This is a genomic window from Aquimarina sp. AD1 (assembly GCF_003443695.1).
Taxonomy (GTDB): domain Bacteria; phylum Bacteroidota; class Bacteroidia; order Flavobacteriales; family Flavobacteriaceae; genus Aquimarina; species Aquimarina latercula.
This window is the reverse complement of sequence record NZ_CP031966.1, coordinates 910,320-927,899: the sequence shown is the minus strand read 5'-3', so window position 1 is coordinate 927,899 and position 17,580 is coordinate 910,320. Positions and strand designations below refer to the sequence as shown.

At 30.9% G+C, this 17,580-nt stretch carries 16 protein-coding genes; 7 read left to right on the top strand and 9 right to left on the bottom strand.

Annotation, left to right across the window (positions count from 1 at the left end; all coding sequences use genetic code 11):
• The first annotated feature begins 39 nt into the window (after positions 1-39).
• From D1815_RS04220 to D1815_RS04210, 3 genes are read left to right on the top strand one after another with little or no spacing between them, the layout of a single operon-like run.
• Positions 40-729 (top strand): TIGR00730 family Rossman fold protein, encoded by a 690-nt coding sequence (locus D1815_RS04220; protein WP_027391673.1) that lies wholly within the window; start codon positions 40-42, stop codon positions 727-729.
• A gap of 37 nt (positions 730-766) precedes the next feature.
• The gene (locus tag D1815_RS04215) at positions 767-2,017 is read left to right on the top strand and encodes a hypothetical protein (protein ID WP_108804061.1); all 1,251 of its coding nucleotides are present in this window, start codon (positions 767-769) and stop codon (positions 2,015-2,017) included.
• Entirely contained in the window at positions 2,014-4,845 is a 2,832-nt protein-coding gene (locus D1815_RS04210; protein ID WP_240337543.1) for a metalloprotease, read from the top strand. The genes D1815_RS04215 and D1815_RS04210 overlap by 4 nt, the downstream gene beginning before the upstream one ends.
• 18 nt (positions 4,846-4,863) lie before the next feature.
• On the opposite strand, the gene D1815_RS04205 is transcribed toward D1815_RS04210, so the two are convergent.
• Complete coding sequence (locus D1815_RS04205; protein ID WP_162897340.1) at positions 4,864-5,568, bottom strand: hypothetical protein; 705 nt, start codon at positions 5,566-5,568, stop codon at positions 4,864-4,866.
• Positions 5,569-5,960: 392 nt separating this feature from the next.
• Here D1815_RS04205 and D1815_RS04200 point away from each other — a divergent pair, with 392 nt between their 5' ends.
• Positions 5,961-8,375 carry a thiamine pyrophosphate-dependent enzyme gene (locus D1815_RS04200; RefSeq protein ID WP_118386018.1) on the top strand — a complete coding sequence of 805 codons (2,415 nt, stop codon included), beginning with the start codon at positions 5,961-5,963 and terminating at the stop codon, positions 8,373-8,375.
• A 9-nt stretch (positions 8,376-8,384) separates the two neighbouring features.
• Here D1815_RS04200 and D1815_RS04195 read toward each other — a convergent pair whose 3' ends face one another.
• Genes D1815_RS04195 through D1815_RS04185 form a run of 3 tightly spaced genes read right to left on the bottom strand, consistent with a single transcriptional unit; the run spans position 8,385 to position 10,716 of the window.
• Positions 8,385-9,002, bottom strand: a complete 618-nt coding sequence (locus D1815_RS04195; RefSeq protein ID WP_118386017.1) for a hypothetical protein — start codon at positions 9,000-9,002, stop codon at positions 8,385-8,387.
• 31 nt (positions 9,003-9,033) lie between these two features.
• Positions 9,034-9,837 (bottom strand): hypothetical protein, encoded by an 804-nt coding sequence (locus D1815_RS04190; RefSeq protein ID WP_118386016.1) that lies wholly within the window; start codon positions 9,835-9,837, stop codon positions 9,034-9,036.
• Positions 9,838-9,873: 36 nt separating this feature from the next.
• Positions 9,874-10,716 (bottom strand): 1,4-dihydroxy-2-naphthoyl-CoA synthase, encoded by an 843-nt coding sequence (locus tag D1815_RS04185; protein WP_108804056.1) that lies wholly within the window; start codon positions 10,714-10,716, stop codon positions 9,874-9,876.
• Positions 10,717-10,885: 169 nt separating this feature from the next.
• Between D1815_RS04185 and D1815_RS04180 the strand changes: the two genes are divergently transcribed.
• Positions 10,886-11,368, top strand: a complete 483-nt coding sequence (locus D1815_RS04180; RefSeq protein ID WP_108804055.1) for a hypothetical protein — start codon at positions 10,886-10,888, stop codon at positions 11,366-11,368.
• A 27-nt stretch (positions 11,369-11,395) separates the two neighbouring features.
• On the opposite strand, the gene D1815_RS04175 is transcribed toward D1815_RS04180, so the two are convergent.
• From D1815_RS04175 to D1815_RS04155, 5 genes are all read right to left on the bottom strand, one after another.
• Positions 11,396-12,229: a S1 RNA-binding domain-containing protein gene (locus D1815_RS04175; RefSeq protein ID WP_108804054.1), complete on the bottom strand. Its 834-nt coding sequence runs from the start codon at positions 12,227-12,229 to the stop codon at positions 11,396-11,398.
• Between the two features lie 111 nt (positions 12,230-12,340).
• Positions 12,341-12,682 (bottom strand): DUF2853 family protein, encoded by a 342-nt coding sequence (locus D1815_RS04170; RefSeq protein WP_027391683.1) that lies wholly within the window; start codon positions 12,680-12,682, stop codon positions 12,341-12,343.
• A gap of 103 nt (positions 12,683-12,785) precedes the next feature.
• The gene (gene menD, locus D1815_RS04165; protein WP_118386015.1) at positions 12,786-14,510 is read right to left on the bottom strand and encodes a 2-succinyl-5-enolpyruvyl-6-hydroxy-3-cyclohexene-1-carboxylic-acid synthase; all 1,725 of its coding nucleotides are present in this window, start codon (positions 14,508-14,510) and stop codon (positions 12,786-12,788) included.
• Positions 14,511-14,564: 54 nt separating this feature from the next.
• A complete protein-coding gene (locus D1815_RS04160) occupies positions 14,565-15,647 on the bottom strand; it encodes an isochorismate synthase (protein WP_118386014.1) in 1,083 nt (360 codons plus the stop codon).
• Position 15,648: 1 nt separating this feature from the next.
• Positions 15,649-16,074, bottom strand: a complete 426-nt coding sequence (locus D1815_RS04155) for a PaaI family thioesterase (RefSeq protein WP_108804051.1) — start codon at positions 16,072-16,074, stop codon at positions 15,649-15,651.
• Between the two features lie 84 nt (positions 16,075-16,158).
• Between D1815_RS04155 and D1815_RS04150 the strand changes: the two genes are divergently transcribed.
• Both D1815_RS04150 and D1815_RS04145 read left to right on the top strand, forming a co-directional pair.
• Positions 16,159-16,722, top strand: a complete 564-nt coding sequence (locus D1815_RS04150; protein ID WP_118386013.1) for a TetR/AcrR family transcriptional regulator — start codon at positions 16,159-16,161, stop codon at positions 16,720-16,722.
• 2 nt (positions 16,723-16,724) lie between these two features.
• Positions 16,725-17,573: a serine aminopeptidase domain-containing protein gene (locus D1815_RS04145; RefSeq protein WP_118386012.1), complete on the top strand. Its 849-nt coding sequence runs from the start codon at positions 16,725-16,727 to the stop codon at positions 17,571-17,573.
• Positions 17,574-17,580: the final 7 nt, after the last annotated feature.

Genomic DNA, 17,580 nt, shown 5'->3' with positions numbered 1-17,580 from the left:
CAAATATCAGTTATCAACTGAGGTAATAAAATAAATTTTATGAGAAAAGAACAACATCACAAAGGTTGGAACGAAATAAAAACAAATGATTCTTGGGCTATTTTTAAGATCATGGGAGAGTTCGTAAATGGATTTGAAAAAATGAGTAAAATAGGACCTTGTGTATCTATATTTGGATCCGCCAGGACTAAAACGGATGACAAATATTATCAACTAGCTGTTGATGTAGCTCATAAAATAGTAGATCACGGATATGGAGTTATTACTGGTGGTGGTCCAGGTATTATGGAAGCTGGTAATAAAGGTGCTCATTTAGGTGGAGGAACCTCTGTAGGTTTAAATATTGATTTACCTTTTGAACAACACGATAATCCATACATTGACAGTGATAAAAGCTTAGATTTTGATTATTTCTTTGTTAGAAAAGTAATGTTTGTTAAATACTCTCAGGGATTTGTGGTTATGCCTGGAGGATTTGGTACGCTCGACGAACTATTTGAAGCAATAACATTGATACAAACAAAAAAAATAGCAACATTTCCTATTATTTTAGTAAGTACTGAGTTCTGGGGAGGACTAATGGATTGGGTAAAGAGTACTCTTTTAGATAAATTTGGAAACATAAGTCCTGGAGATATGGATTTAATTCATATTGTAGATACTCCAGAAGAAGTATTACAGATTCTAGATAAATTCTATGGAAAATACAATTTAAGTCCAAATTTCTAGAGACACCTCTTTTCACACAAACTCAACAAACTCAATAATGAAAGGAATATTCATACCCCTTGTACTACTTTTTGGTGTCCAAATTTCTTTTGGACAAGCCACCATTAAAACCATGTTCTATAATGTTCTTAACTACCCCGCTGCCCCTCCAGAAAATAGAGAAGAAATATTAGAAACTATAATAGATAGTTATGAACCTGATATTTTTATGATTTGTGAATTAGAAACAGAAATTGGAGGTGAGGAAATATTAAATGAATCATTAAACGATGATAACACTAATTATTCTAGCGCTCCTTTTTTAAGTAATTTTTCTAACTCCGATGTAGAGCTACATCAATTATTATATTATAATAACCAAAAGTTTACTTTAATAGATAGCCAAAGACTAACAACTACAATAAGAGATATTAACTGGTATACCTTAGAATTAATATCAGACAATCAAGTCGCAAATCCTATTAGAATTGAAGTTTTCGTATCACACTTAAAAGCAAGCAGAGGTACAGAAAATGAGGTTAAGCGTTTAAATATGGTTAATAAATTCATTGATAATTATGAGAATCTAGATGAAGATGCATATGTCATTTTTGCCGGTGATCTAAACGTATATTCTTCGGATGAACCCGCTTATCAAGAGTTACTAAATAGTAACAATAAGATTACCATGGTTGATCCTATAAATAAGCCAGGAAACTGGACTAGTAATGAGACTTTTACCACAATACATACCCAAAGCACCCGTCTTAGTAGTGAAGACTTTGATAATTTTGGAAGCGGTGGTGGATTAGACGATCGCTTTGATTTTATTTTAATATCAGAAAATATGATAAACAATACAGAATTAAGTTATGTTCCTGATAGTTATCTTGCTTATGGTAATAATGGTGATTGTTATAATCAAAGAATTGATGATACAGATTGTACGGGAATATATGATAGTTCATTGAGAGATGCATTATATACTATGAGTGATCATTTACCTGTAGTGATGGAACTACAATCAAACCAACAGTTTTTAAATACTCCGGAATTTACAGAAACAATAAAAAACATACAATTAACCAATGGTAACATTATCCGTGATGAACTGTCTTTACAAATTGATAATACTTTAGAATCAATAGATTTTGAAATATATAATACTTTAGGACAAAAAATAAAATCGTTTTCTGCAGATAGTAATACTATTACTAATATTTCTGTCTCTGAATTAAATCAAGGAATGTATTATCTTGTCCCAACTAATATAAATAGTAATGCCATCAAATTTTTAAAAGTAAATTGAAACTTATCAGAATATTCCATATAATTCTTACTGTATTTTTATTTCTAGCTAATACTTATGCACAACATAATATCGTTATTGATGGAGTTCTCGATACTGAAAACAAGATAATATCAATACAACAAGAGATTACATTTAGGAATACCTCAAATGACACCTTACAAGAGATTTTTTTACATGATTGGGCTAATAGTTTTTCTAGTAAAACAACTCCATTAGGAAAGCGTTTTTCTGAAGATTTTATTAGAAAGTTTTATTTTGCAAAAGATTACGAGCGAGGATCAACTAGCATTGAATCTATCTCTGATCAAACATCAAAACAGTTAACTTGGTCAATTCAAAAACAAGCTCCTGATATTTTAAAATTAGATATAGATACATTATTATCACCAGGAGAAAGCTTTACCTTTAATTTAAAATATCAAGTAAAATTACCTAGCGAAAAATTCACCAGGTATGGTTATCATAAAAATGGAAATTTCAGTTTAAAACATTGGTATATTCTACCTGCTGTCTATGACACAAAGTGGAATACGTATAGTCATAAAAATCTAGATGATCTGTATGCACCAACAATAGATTACAAAATTAATCTTACGCTACCTTCCATGTATCACCTTACCAGTGAATTTGATCAAGAAATATTAACCGATTCAGATGATCCCATTAAAACGATTCAACTTGTTGGCGAGAAGCGAAATGAAGTTAATTTATATGTAGAAAAAGAGAATAGTTTTTATAATATTGAAACGAAGAATATCGAATTCATAAGTAATATCAGGGATAATGATTTGATGCCTGAAATGAAAAGTGTAGCCGTAGAAAAAATTCTAAAATTTCTAGAAAAACACTTAGGCCCATACCCTTTCGATAAAATTTTAGTTTCAGAAAATGATTATAAAAAAAACCCTGTATATGGTTTAAATCAATTACCTGATATTTTAAGACCATTTCCTGATGGTTTTCAGTACGAGATCAAACAACTTAAGGCAATAACAGAAAGTTATTTGGAAAAAACATTAATCATTAACCCTAGATATGATGCTTGGATAAAAGATGCAATACATATCTATATAATGATGGCATATACTGAGCAGTATTACCCTGAAATGAAAATAATTGGTAATCTAAGTAAAGTTATAGGGTTACGATGGTTTCATGCTGCCGACCTAAAATTTAATGATCAATACTTTTTAGGATATAAAAATATTATACGCAACTTTAGAGATCAGGCTTTAAACACTCCACAAGATAAACTCATTAAGTTTAATAAAAATATTGCCAATGCATATAAAGCTGGTGTAGGTTTCAAGTACTTAGAAGATTATTTAGAAGATGATAATATTCTTGCGGAGGCAATCCAAGAATATTTTACTAATAATATATTGAAACAAACAAATTCTCAAGAATTTGAAAAAATATTAAAACGACTTGCCACAAAGGATGTTGATTGGTTTTTTGAAGATTATGTCAAGACGAATCAGAAACTTGATTTTAAAATTTCATCTGTCAAAAAGAGCAAAGACTCTCTAGAGGTTACAATAAAAAATAAGAGAGACAACAATATGCCGATATCATTGGGCGCAACTAGGGATGATGTACTAGTCTCTAAAACCTGGGTTAAAGATATAAAAGGTAAAAAAAAGGTAACAATCGGTAATGAAGATATTGATAAATTAGTCTTAGATTATGATCAAAATATTCCAGAATTTAATCGAAGGAATAACTATAGAAATCTAAACTGGATTTTTAATAAACCGTTTCATTTCACTTTTATACAAGATGTAGAAGACCCTACTAAAAGTCAAATATTCTATACTCCAGAGTTCGAATTCAATAATGTATATGATGGGTTTACTATTGGGTCTAAATTTTTTAATAAAAACATCATTAGAAAAAACTTTGATTACAGAATCAAACCTAGTTATGGGTTTGCTTCTCAAAAACTGTTAGGTTCTGGTTTTTTTCAAGTACGACAGCAAATTGCTGATGATGATCTTTTTTTAATAAGATATTCTTTTAGCGGTAGTAGTTCTAGTTATGCGCCTGGACTATTGGTAAGACGTTTTTCTCCAACGGTACGATTTTCTTGGAGACCCGAAGATTTACGTTCCAATAAAAGTCAAAACCTTAGTATAAGAAGTGTAAATGTTTTTAGACAACGTGATGAGGTAAATCCTGTTAACACTCCAGATTACAGTGTTTTTAATGTACGATATACATATTCTAACTTTAATCTTATAAACTCTTCTTCTTTTAATTTTGACTATCAACTAAATAAAAATTTTAGTAAATTTTCTACGACTATAAATTATAGAAAATTATTTCTTAATAATAGACAGCTTAATCTTCGTCTTTTTGCAGGAGCTTTTATATTTAATGATACCAGTAGAGACGGTGATTTTTTTAGCTTTGCCTTAGATCGCCCTACAGATTACCTTTTTGATTTTAATTACTTAGGTCGTAGTGAAGATACTGGTTTGGTAAGTCAACAAATTATAATTGCAGAAGGAGGTTTTAAATCTCAATTAGATTTTCCGTTTGCAAATCAATGGATCACCACACTTAATGCCAATACTAACATCTGGAATTGGGTATACGCATATGCCGATGCTGGTTTAGTTAAAAACAGAGGTGTTTCTCCTGAATTTGTATATGATGCAGGTATAAGATTAAGCCTTGTGGCAGATTATTTTGAGCTTTTCTTCCCTATTGCATCCAATAATGGTTTTGAAATAAACCAACCTAATTATGACGAGAAAATTAGGTTTATTGTTACGCTAAGTCCTCAAACTTTAATTGGGCTTTTTACCAGAAGATGGTACTAATTCATTAAATAATTATTTCTATAAATAACGCTCGTTTGCATCAATAGTTTTTTCTGGAGTAGTTTCTAGCAAGAATTTCATAAAAATGTACATACTTAGCACGTGTGCTACATTAATAAGAACAGTGAAAATATTATTAAAATAAAATAATTCGTTAATGGGTAATAAAGAAATTATAAATATGCATAAACAAGAAACTATAATTAATTTCAAACCGTCTCTATATGTATCTTGCATATAAATAAGATATGCCACTAACATATATACTGTAGAGCTGAACAAACAAAAAACTACTTCTGGAATAGCTTCTCTGACCATATCAATTAGTAATTGAGAAATAGAAAAAATCAAATATGCAACTAACGCAGAGCTAATTAAAATTGGTATTGATAAAAACGTACTACGTTGAACAGTTTTAATAAATAGATACTTTCTTATAGCAATTGTACAGAATATAAAATACAAAGATGTTAGAATACATATATACGAGAAATTAAATATAAAATCAGTATAAATAAGAACATCACAGAAGATCATAGAAACCAGACTCAACACATACCATAGATTAATCTTCTTAGTATTACATAAATATATAGCTCCAATAGAGAATATGGTTAAAGGCAAGGCATAGGCTAAATATTTCCTGTCAAAAAATGTAGCAACTATAATAACTACTAAAAAAGCAAGGTAAAATAATATGTCGGTGACTTTTATTTTCTTCAAAAATTCACGATTACATTAATAATGATAATTAATATTTCTTCTAAGTTATATTATTTTTTGGATTTGTAGGAAAAAAAGAAGACAAACCTTAATTCCTACATTTACAAAAAACTATTTCAAAATATCTTCACATAAAAACACATTGATTATCAGATATATAAAAACCATTGTACTATTCAAAAATTATAACAAATAGCTATCCTGCTATGCTTATTTTTATAAATGTGAAAATTTTGAGTATTTGTTAATCAAGTCTTAAAATAATACCCAAAAAAAAGAATTCAACAACAAAAAGCTATTTTATATGAATTATCATCAATAACTTTAATACTTCTTATCTTGGAATTGACCTGAATTTTAGCTAAATTTGCGAACCGTAAAAAATCGTTCACATGCAGTCTGAAACAACTATTACACCTAATATTTCTTTCGAAGAATATAAAGATCAAATACTTAGAGATTATAAAATCGCTTTAACGAGTAGAGAGTGTAGTTTGTTAGGACGTCGAGAAGTACTTACCGGAAAATCTAAGTTCGGAATTTTTGGAGGAGGTAAAGAATTACCACAATTAGCAATGGCTAGAGTGTTTCGTGATGGTGATTTTAGATCGGGATATTATAGAGATCAAACCTTTATGATGGCAATTGATCAATACAATGTAGAACAATTTTTTGCAGGATTGTATGCGCATACAGATATTGAAAAAGAGCCTTTCGCAGCAGGGAGACAGATGGGTGGACACTTTGCTACTCATAGTCTTAATGAAGATGGATCTTGGAAAAATCTTACAAAACAAAAGAACTCAAGTTCAGATATTTCTCCTACAGCTGGGCAAATGCCTCGATTATTAGGGTTAGCGCAAGCATCCAAAGTATATCGCAATGAAAAAAGCGTTTCTGAACACACCAACTTTTCAATCAATGGAAATGAAGTAGCATGGGGTACAATCGGTAACGCAAGTACAAGTGAAGGTCTTTTTTGGGAAACAGTAAATGCTGGAGGTGTTTTACAAGTACCTATGGTAATTAGTATCTGGGATGATGAATATGGTATTTCTGTTCATGCAAAACACCAGACTACTAAAGAAAATATATCTTTAGTTCTAGAGGGTTTCAGACGAGATGAAAAGCACGATGGTTACGAAATCATTGTGGTTAATGGCTGGGATTATCCAGCTTTAGTAGAGGCCTATGAAACTGCAGAAGATCTAGCTAGAGAACAACATATCCCAGTAATTGTACACGTAAAGGAGCTTACACAACCACAAGGTCACTCCACTTCTGGTTCTCACGAGAGGTATAAAAGTGAAGAACGCTTAAACTGGGAGCGTGAGCACGATTGTAACAAGAAATTTAAGGAATGGATTATTGATCACAATATAGCAACTGCTGATGAATTACTAGAACTAGAAAAATCTTGTAAAAAGGCAGTAAGGCAAGGTAAAAACAGTGCTTGGAATGCATATATCTCTGAGATTAAAGAAGAACAAAAAGAAGCTTTAATAAGATTAGAAGCAGTAGAAAACAAAAGTGCTAATAAAAACTTTATCTCCCCTCTTGTAAGAACGTTAGCAGATAAAGATGAACCAATAAGAAAAGATATTCTAGAAGCAACTAGAAGAACATTACGATATTTAATTAAAGAAGATTTTCCTGAAAAAACGGCTCTTCAGAATTGGATCAACAATTACATTGCAGAAATCCAACCAAAATATAGTGATCACCTATATAACGATTTTGACAGTAATGCTACTAAGATAAAAGAGGTAAAACCTGAATATGCTGATAATACTGAGATAGTAGATGCCCGTGTTATATTAAGAGATAATTTTGATCAAATATTTAGTAGAGTACCTGAATCTTTAATTTTTGGAGAAGATAGTGGTAAAATTGGTGATGTTAATCAAGGTCTTGAAGGATTACAACAGAAATTTGGAGAGATCAGAGTTTCTGATGCCGGAATTAGAGAAGCAACTATAATCGGACAAGGAATTGGTATGGCAATGAGAGGTCTTAGACCCATAGCAGAAATACAATATTTAGATTACATACTTTATTGTATTCAGGGGCTAAGTGATGATCTTGCTACTTTAAGATATAGAACTTTTGCTAAGCAAAAAGCACCACTAATTGTTAGAACAAGAGGGCACCGTTTAGAAGGTATATGGCACTCTGGATCTCAAATGGGTGGATTGATTCATTTATTAAGAGGTATTCACATTCTTGTTCCCAGAAACATGACTAAAGCTGCCGGATTTTACAATACATTGCTAGATAGTGATGAACCTGCCGTTGTTGTAGAATGCCTGAATGGATATCGTTTAAAAGAAAAAATGCCTTCTAATTTATCAGAAATAAGAACTCCATTAGGCGTGGTAGAAACTGTAAAAGAAGGAAGTGACATTACATTAATTTCTTATGGCTCTACACTAAGATTAGTTGAGCAAGCAGCAAAAGAATTACTATCCGTAGGGATAAACGCAGAGGTAATCGATGTTCAATCTCTTATACCATTTGATCTAACTCACGATATCGTAAAAAGTATTGCTAAAACAAACAGAGTTTTGGTAATAGATGAGGATGTTCCTGGAGGAGCTACTGGATATATACTTCACAAACTTATTGATGAGCAAAATATATATCAATATTTAGATAGTGAACCGCAAACTTTAAGTGCGCAACCACATCGTCCTGCATTTGGAACAGATGGTGATTACTTTAGTAAACCGTCTACCGAAGATATTTTTGAAAAGGTGTATGAAATAATGAACGAAGTAAATCCATCTAATTTTCCTAGGTTAAGATAATCAACTTAGTTAAAAAGGATTTTCTATTTTAATTCGTTTACCTTCTTTATAAGAAATAACGAAAATATTTTTATCAATAACACCAGATTTAAGTAGTGTTTTCCTGAATTCCTGCGCTTCTATTAGTGTTTCGAAAATACCTAAACTTAACTTATAATAAGAGGTATCACTATACACAAGAGAATTCGTGAATTTTTCTGAAATCAAAGAAACTTTTTTATCTGTAAACGATTGAATTTGAACAGAGTAAACAGTGTCCTTATTTATCAAATCTCTGTACATATAAAGATTTTTCAAGTCATTTAAATCAGATTGATCACTTTTCAATTGATTAAGCTGTGTTTTTAACCCGTTAATTTCTGACTGAAAAGAAGAAAACTCCTTGTTTTCCATTACTACAGTATCACCATTATCTCTATCTACCCAAAATACTACGTAAACAATTAACGCTATTGTAAGTATCAACAATGCAGAACATAACATTTTAAGCATCAATTTTGACGCTCTATTTCTCTTTAGTTCAACAGATTTGTCATTAAGAAGATCTTCTAATTTTCGTTGCTCTACTTCAGCTTTTTCTATTTGATAATGCAATGATAAAAGATCTTCGTTTTTAATATCTGGCATTGGTATGTTGGTTTAATGATACTTTATAGGCTTATGGTAATTTTTGTTTGGTTATTTTATAAACAATTCCATCATTCATCTCTAATAGCATAATAGGATTATCTGAGATAATTTTCTGAAAAGCTTTTAAAGGAAATCCTTTAGAAATTTGATTTAAACTCTGAATACGAACCTTATCATTTAGCTCTAATCTTCTTAGTTTGGTATTTGTATTAGAAACATAGTAATTATCATATAAAAAATATAAGGTATCGCCATTTTTATCAATATCATACTCGGCCTCGTTATTTTCTTTTGCTTTTTCTACAGCCTTTCTACCCTTATAATACTCAATATAATCTACTTCAATAAAAATAACACCATTGGTTCTAAACACATTCTTCACGTAACAATGTTGTTTTTTAAATTTTAGTTTTTTAGAGTCATCTTCTATTGTATCCTTAATACTATATACAACAGTGGAGTCAACACTTATTTCAGAATTACCTTCAACACGTGATCCCAGTTTTTCTTTATAATCAGATATATCAGTTTTTAATTTCATTAACTCTTCTTGCAAAGAATCATTCATTTTTTTTATCTGATCTATATTCTCGGGCGTGTCCTTTGCTTGATCTGAATCTGGGTTAAAACCATCCTGATTTAGATAATACATAGTAAAAGACATTCCTATCACTACCAAAAAGAACAAAATCATAAAAATGATACTATTCCTTTTACTTCTCTTCAATTCTTTGGATATAGAAACAAGACGATCTTCTAGTTTCTGCTGTTTCATACCAGATTTTTCAATCCTATATTGTACAGATAGTAATTCGTCTTCTTTATTTTTCATTTCGCATTCTAAATTTCTATAAAATCATTTACACTACTATGGTATCCATTTAATATCTTTAAAATCAGGCTTCCTTTTTTCTAAAAAGGCATTTCTTCCTTCTTTTGCTTCTTCCGTCATATATGCTAATCTAGTTGCTTCACCAGCAAAAACCTGTTGCCCGACCATACCATCATCAGTAAGGTTCATTGCAAATTTTAGCATTTTAATAGAAGTAGGTGATTTTTCTAATATCTCTTGAGCCCACTGATAAGCGGTGTCTTCTAATTCTTCGTGAGGTATAACGGCATTTACCATACCCATTTCATATGCTTCTTGCGCAGAATAATTCCTGCCTAAAAAGAAAATTTCACGAGCCTTTTTTTGCCCTACCATTTTTGCCAAGTAAGCAGATCCATATCCACCATCAAAACTAGTAACATCCGCATCTGTTTGTTTAAAAATAGCATGCTCTTTACTTGCTAAGGTTAAATCACAAACAACATGCAAACTATGCCCTCCTCCTACTGCCCATCCAGGCACTACTGCGATTACCACTTTTGGCATAAATCTTATTAACCGTTGTACCTCTAGAATATTCAATCTATGCATTCCATCCTGACCCACATAGCCTTGATGTCCTCTAGCTTTTTGATCACCACCGCTACAAAAACTATATACACCATCCTTGGTTGATGGACCTTCTGCAGAAAGTAACACAACTCCTATAGATGTATCTTCTTGAGCATCATAAAAAGCATCGTACAATTCACTTGTAGTATTTGGCCTAAAAGCATTACGAACATTAGGTCTATTAAATGCTATTCTGGCAACACCATTTGATTTTTTATAGGTTATATCTTGATATTCTTTTACAGTTTTCCAGTTTATCGAACTCATTATATTTTTTTTATGCTATCAAAAATAATATAATATATTGTATCCAGCTACATCATTATAGTAGTTAAATCAAGTTAAAAAAGTAATATTTTTACATCTTTCATATAAATTAACACAGGTTTTGCACGATTTTTGATATTTTAGACAAAACAGATAATTAGAAATTACTATGAAGATTTTCCCTATCATATTTTTAAGCTGTATTGGCCTTATCTCTTATGGACAAGAAAAGCCCTCATTAACAATCGATTGGGAAACTTGGAATACACATATTGCGGATAACAGTTCTCAATATACACTTGAACATAAAGAAATAACTCCTTCTTTATCCTATATACGAGAACTAATTTCTACTGGAAATTACGTTTTAATGGAAATCAATTTATCAATTGATTTACGTAAGCAGCATCTTGAAAACGAAACACCAATTCTTTTACTTCCTGAAAATAAGTTTATACAATCAGATTATGCGTTCTCTCTTCCTAATAGCACAAATCAAAATCAAAATAATTTAAGATTTACGATAACAGGGAATGGAGGGTACAACACTAATAATACCGGAAAAGGAAGTGTTAAAAACAATGCTTATAGAGATGCAAGTACTTATACAGGAATATACTGCCCTGTAACCGGTGTTCCTTTAACGTATTAAAAAAAGGCTGTGGATTAATTATTGAAACTAATCTACTAAACGAATACCGTCTTTTTCTATCACTATTTTTTTTGCTTTATATAAAGAACCTATAGCCTTCTTAAAGCTTTTTTTACTTAATTGAAAAACATCTTTTATGTCATTAGGATCAGACTTATCATTAAGATCAATAAATCCTCCACTTGACTTTAATTCATCTAGTATTTGCTGAGCATTAGGTTCTATAGAACGATACCCATGTCGCTGTAATGTAAGATCAATCTTTCCATCAGGGCGCACTTTTTTTACAAATCCTTTTAACTGATCTCCTGGCGTTACTTTCTGAAAGATCTCATCTTCATACACTAAGCCCAAATGCTTTTGATTGACAATCATATTCCATCCATAAGGAGATGGATGTGATGCAATTAAATCTACTTCATCATAAGAAGATAACAAGACTAAAGAGTTATCTAAAAATGCATTCGTCTTACTTGATCCAACTAATCTGTTTGTTTCCTCATCTAGATAAACATAAACAAGATACCAGCTCCCGATTCTCATCTTAGAGGCTTGCTCTCTAAAAGGTATAAACAGTTCTTTTTCTAAACCCCAATCCATAAATGCTCCAATATCCGAAACGGTAGTGCACTTTAAATAGGCAAATGATTTTACAGTGGCATAAGGTTCTAAAGTAGTTGCAACAATCCGTTCTTCATGATCTAAGTAAAGAAATACTTTGATCTCGTCTCTAATCATAAACTGATTCGGAACATATTTATTAGGCAATAACACTTCATTCCCTTCATCATCACTAAGATAAACACCTTGATCTCTCTCTCTTACAAATTCTAACGTGTTATATTCACCAAGCTTAAGCATCGTTTTATATTTTTGCGCAAAGATAATTGTTTAATCTTCCTATATATCATATTAAAACAAAAAAAGGTGCTCAATCAAGAACACCTTTTTTGTTTTCTAATATCTGTTATTCTATTTGTATACAGATTCTTTCTTAAAATGCTTTGCTAATAAATAATAAACAACTGCTCTATATTTATTTCTATTAGATTTTCCATATGCATCCATAACAGAAGCAATTGCCTCATCTAACTTTGGTCCATCAGAAAGACCTAACTTTTTAATTAAGAAATTTTTCTTTACAGTTTCTAATTCTGAAGGATCACTCCCAGATACCGTAGCAGCATCCTTATTATAAATAGAAGGCCCACAACCAATAGTAACTTTAGTTAAAAAGTCCATATCCGGAGTTTGACCAATTTTATCTTTAATATCCGCAGCGTACTTAGTAATCAATTCGTCTCTTTTACTCATAAGGTGATAATGTTTTAGGTTTTAGTTAATTTATTATGTTATCTCAAATATAACTTATTTATAAATGAATAATTCATTTATAAATTATAATAAAACTGTTTTTTTAGACAAAATGCTTAAAATAATCGATTAAAACACCATCATTCATTTTTCTAGGAGTAAAAACCTCTAATATTTGAGGTTTATCATTCTCATTATAAAGATTTCTTATTGCTTGTTCTAGTTCATCCTTTCCTTGGACGGTAGTATACTTAAAATTAAACATAGTAGACAATTGTTCTGCTGTTAAACTATGTTTCGTTTCAAAATAAGTACTAAAATTATGGCTCTCAGATTTACCTGGTAAAATTCTAAAAATCCCTCCTCCACTATTATTAATTAAAATAATCTTGAAATTAGAAGGAATAGAATCATTCCACAACCCGTTACTATCATAAAAAAAACTAAGATCACCTGTTATTAACGTAGTAGGAATGCCTGAAGCTACTGCTGCACCTATCGCAGTAGAAGTACTTCCATCTATTCCACTTGTTCCACGATTACAGTATACTTTAAATGAAGGATTCAATGAAAATAATTGCGCATATCTAACCGTAGAACTATTGCTTAGTTGAATCATCTGATCATTAGGAATAAGATCAAACATCATTTCAAATGCTTTGAGATCAGAAAAATCTATTTCTTGCAGATACTTTTCATGTCTTATTCTTCTTTGATTTCTTTTTGCTATCCAAAAAGATTTATACTCATTATCAACAATCTTAGTATCAGGTAAAAAGTCAGATAAGAACGCATTAGGATGCATTTTTATATGCTCGGTTAAGCAAAAATATGTATCATAAGCTTTCTTTTGATCAATATGCCAATGAACTTTAGGTTGGTAATTTCGTAAAAAAGCCTTTATCCTTTTAGAAACTACCATACCTCCAAAAGTCAATAAAACATCTGGTTGTAAAGCTTTAAATTCATCATCACTTAAGGACGTAATTAATTGATCAATACAATTTACGTGGGTTTCATGATGAATATTAGATGTTGTTTCCGTCAAAATTAAAACCGAAGGATCTTTAGCCAAATAATCAATAAACTCCTTTTCTATACTATTAGGAGGGTTCACTCCTATCAATACTAATTTACGCTTAGATGCATTCCATTGCATCAACATGTTAGACCGCAACGTATTTGAAATACGTTGTTCTATATACTCTACAGGAATATTCTTAGGGACTATTGTTGGTTTTATAATTGTATCATATAGCGGTTCATAAAAAGGAACATTAATATGAACAGGTCCATTTCCTTCTATAGCTTTATTAAGCGCTATATTGATCTCCCGCTCATTATGTTTTTGAGCTTCGTGCTGTTTCTGTTTTATTTTAATATCATCTACTTCAATCTCAGGAACAATTTCTGAATATAAATTGGCTGAATATAAAATATGGTTTTCGAATACATTTTTTTGTCGGATCGTTTGCCCATCACCAATATCAATACGTTCAATAGGTCTATCTGCACTTAATATTACTAACGGTACATCACTATAAAACGCCTCTGAAATTGCAGGGTAATAATTTAATAATGCACTTCCCGAAGTACAAACTAATGCAACAGGTTTTTTTATCTGTTGCGCAATTCCTAAGGCAAAAAAAGCGGCGCATCGTTCATCAACAATACTATAGCATTTCATGTTAGGGTTTTCAGTAAAACCAATTGTCAAAGGAGCATTTCTAGATCCGGGAGAAATAACCACATGGAAAATTCCTTTTGCTTCACATAAAGCAACTATGGTTTGAGATAAAGGAATTTTGGAATATAAACGTTTCTTCATTCGAGTCGCTAAATTACAATATAGAGTCAAGTAAAGCCAGTCTTTTAAGGTATTTTAATACAAAACCTTTTTCATTGTTTCGGTCTTTCGTACAGTTTCTTCCCACTCTTTTTCTGGAACAGAACCTTTAGTAATTCCTCCTCCGACGTAGACAATAGCTTTCTCTTTATCTATTTCCATACACCTAAGATTTACATATAGATTAGACACAACACTACCATGGTGATTGATTAACAATTCTCCTAAAAAACCTGTATAATACTTTCGATTATATGGTTCATTGTTTAAAATAAATAATCTAGCCTGTTCTTTAGGCAAACCACATACGGCGGGTGTAGGATGTATCCCTTCAATAATAGAATCAATATCAGAATTTTTATTTTTTAAAACACCGGTAATATCTGTTTTAAGGTGTAATAAAGAACCTGCCTTATATGTATAAGTTTTAGATTTTTTGATATTATGAATTTTTGATGAGAGCTTATTTAAAACAAAATCTGTAACCATAGCTTGTTCTTCAACCTCTTTCGTTCCCCATGTTACATTTAATGAATCCACATAAGGCTGAGTTCCGGCTAAAGCCATAGTACTAAACTCATTTTCTTTTATCATCATTAGAGTTTCTGGTGTAGCACCAAGCCAAGTTCCTACAGCGGGATGATACCATAAATACACAAACGCATTTGGGTAATAATTAATCAATCTTTTAAAAACTTCTAAAGAACTTTTTTTAGAAAAAGAAACCTCTTCTCTTCTAGAAACAACTACTTTTTTAAAAAGCCCTTCATTAATAGCCTGTACGCTATCTTTTACAAGCTGTACATATTTTGTTTTTGCTTCTAGATCCTGTTCGGTAGATAAGATATCTTTCTGAATATACTGCGGTATTTTATTTGTTGATACAACTAAAGAACTATAATATGTACTTTTGTCTTTAGGAATTAGAACGGTTTGCTCTCTATTATCAAATGGAGAAAAAACAAAACCAGCTGTACTATACGAATCTATTTCATATAAATTATTATCATTCTGCAGAAAACAATTTATAGTTAATTCTTTAGATTTTCGATATACTACGAATGGCAGTTGACTATCCATATGGGATTGGATTTTCAGGTATAATGCCAAAATATCCATATTACCTAGATTTTGCTAATGCTATTGTCGTTAACTTTACAATGGAAATTAATTGCTTTTCTTCATTCCGTATTTTTATATCCCAAAGTTGAGTAGTTCTTCCTTTATGCACGATTTCGGCTCTAGCATATACATAACCTTCTCTTATACTCTTTACATGATTAGCTGAGATCTCTAATCCTCTAATATAATACTCCTTTGTATCTAAAAAAATATGAGAAGCTGCACTACCAACACTTTCTGCAAGCGCAACCATAGCACCACCATGTAAGACACCATCAGGCTGATGAACCTTTGATGTTACAGGCATCTTTGCAACCAAATAATCTTTACCTACTTCACAAAAAGAAATATCCAATGTTTCCATTAGCGTATTCTTACACATTTTAGCACATTGCTCCAATATCTCTTCTTCAGTTAACTTCATAAATTTAATTTTAAGTAAAAATAAACAATGGCATTAAATAATTCTAACTATATTTATGTATTATTTTAACGAACGTTCAATAAAATGCCTAAAACCAAAACATCCAAAGCAGAAGTCTTGAGTAAAGTAATCCCTATACTTAGAGAAAAAGGTATCTGCAAAAGCAGTATGAGTGAATTAGCAAAAGCTTGTGAAATTCAAAAATCTCATTTCTATTATTATTTTAATAACAAAGAACAGTTGATAAAAGAAGTCTTAGCTACAGTGAACAGTTATTTTAAATATAATTTATTTAAGGTGATTGAAAACAACACCCTTACTACTGATCAAAAATTAAAAAAAATTCGCATACTCATTGATAAAATGTTCAAAAACGCCAATAGTGGGTGTATTATGGCAAATACAGCATTAGAAACAGCACATTTAAACCCTATTTACAAGGAAGAGATTAAACACTTTTTTGAAGATTTCATATCTGGTTTACAACTATTACTAGTCCCTAATTACTCTAAAGAAGAATCCTTATCACTTGCAGAACAGATGGTCCAAGATTTGGAAGGTGGAATTTTATTAATGCGTATTTATAATGACCATAAATATGTTAATAACGCTGTTTCTAGAATGGAAAAAATAATACTAAAATCTTAATTATGAACTCATTTACTATTCAATCTAACGATGGATACCCTATTTCGGCTCATGAATTTGTTCCAAAAAATCCTACTAATAAAACTATTGTATTTGCACCAGCAGTTGCAGTACCCCAAAAGTTTTATTTTAATATCGCCAATTACCTTGCAGAAAAAGGATGCAACGTATTTACATTTGACTATCGCAGTATTGGCTCTTCTAATTCTAAAAGCATTAAATCTTTAAAAAATCACGGATTTTTCTCTTGGGCGATGGATTTTAATGCGGTTTCTAAATATGTGAAAACGAAATTTCCAAATAACACTCAATATATGGTTGGGCATAGTTATGGAGGAAACAGTGTAGGTTTTAGCGATGCTTTCCAATACTATGATAAATACATAACCATAGGATCTCAATTTGGTTTTTATAAACATTTTACTCCTAGAATGCGTTTTTTAATATATTTAAATTTCAAATTCTTCGTTCCAATCACTACTTCCGTTTTAGGATATTATCCATCTGGTTGGTTTGGACTAGGAAGACCATTGACCACAAAAGCAGCAAAAGATTGGGCTGTTTTTTTATTACATCCTGATTCTATGTTACATTTTACAAAAGGTAGCTCCAAAACTTATTATAAAAAGATAAAAGAATCTATGTTACTCATTAGTATTGATGATGATCTTTTTGCTCCTAAAAAATCGGTAGATATCCTTGCAGATAGAGTATACAGCAACGCCCTTACTACAAGAAAACATTTAAAACCTTCGGATTACAATTTAAAAACAATTGGACATTTTGATTTTTTTAGAAAGAAAAATCAAGATATCTTGTGGCCGATAATAGATCAATGGTTTGAACTATAAAAGTAAC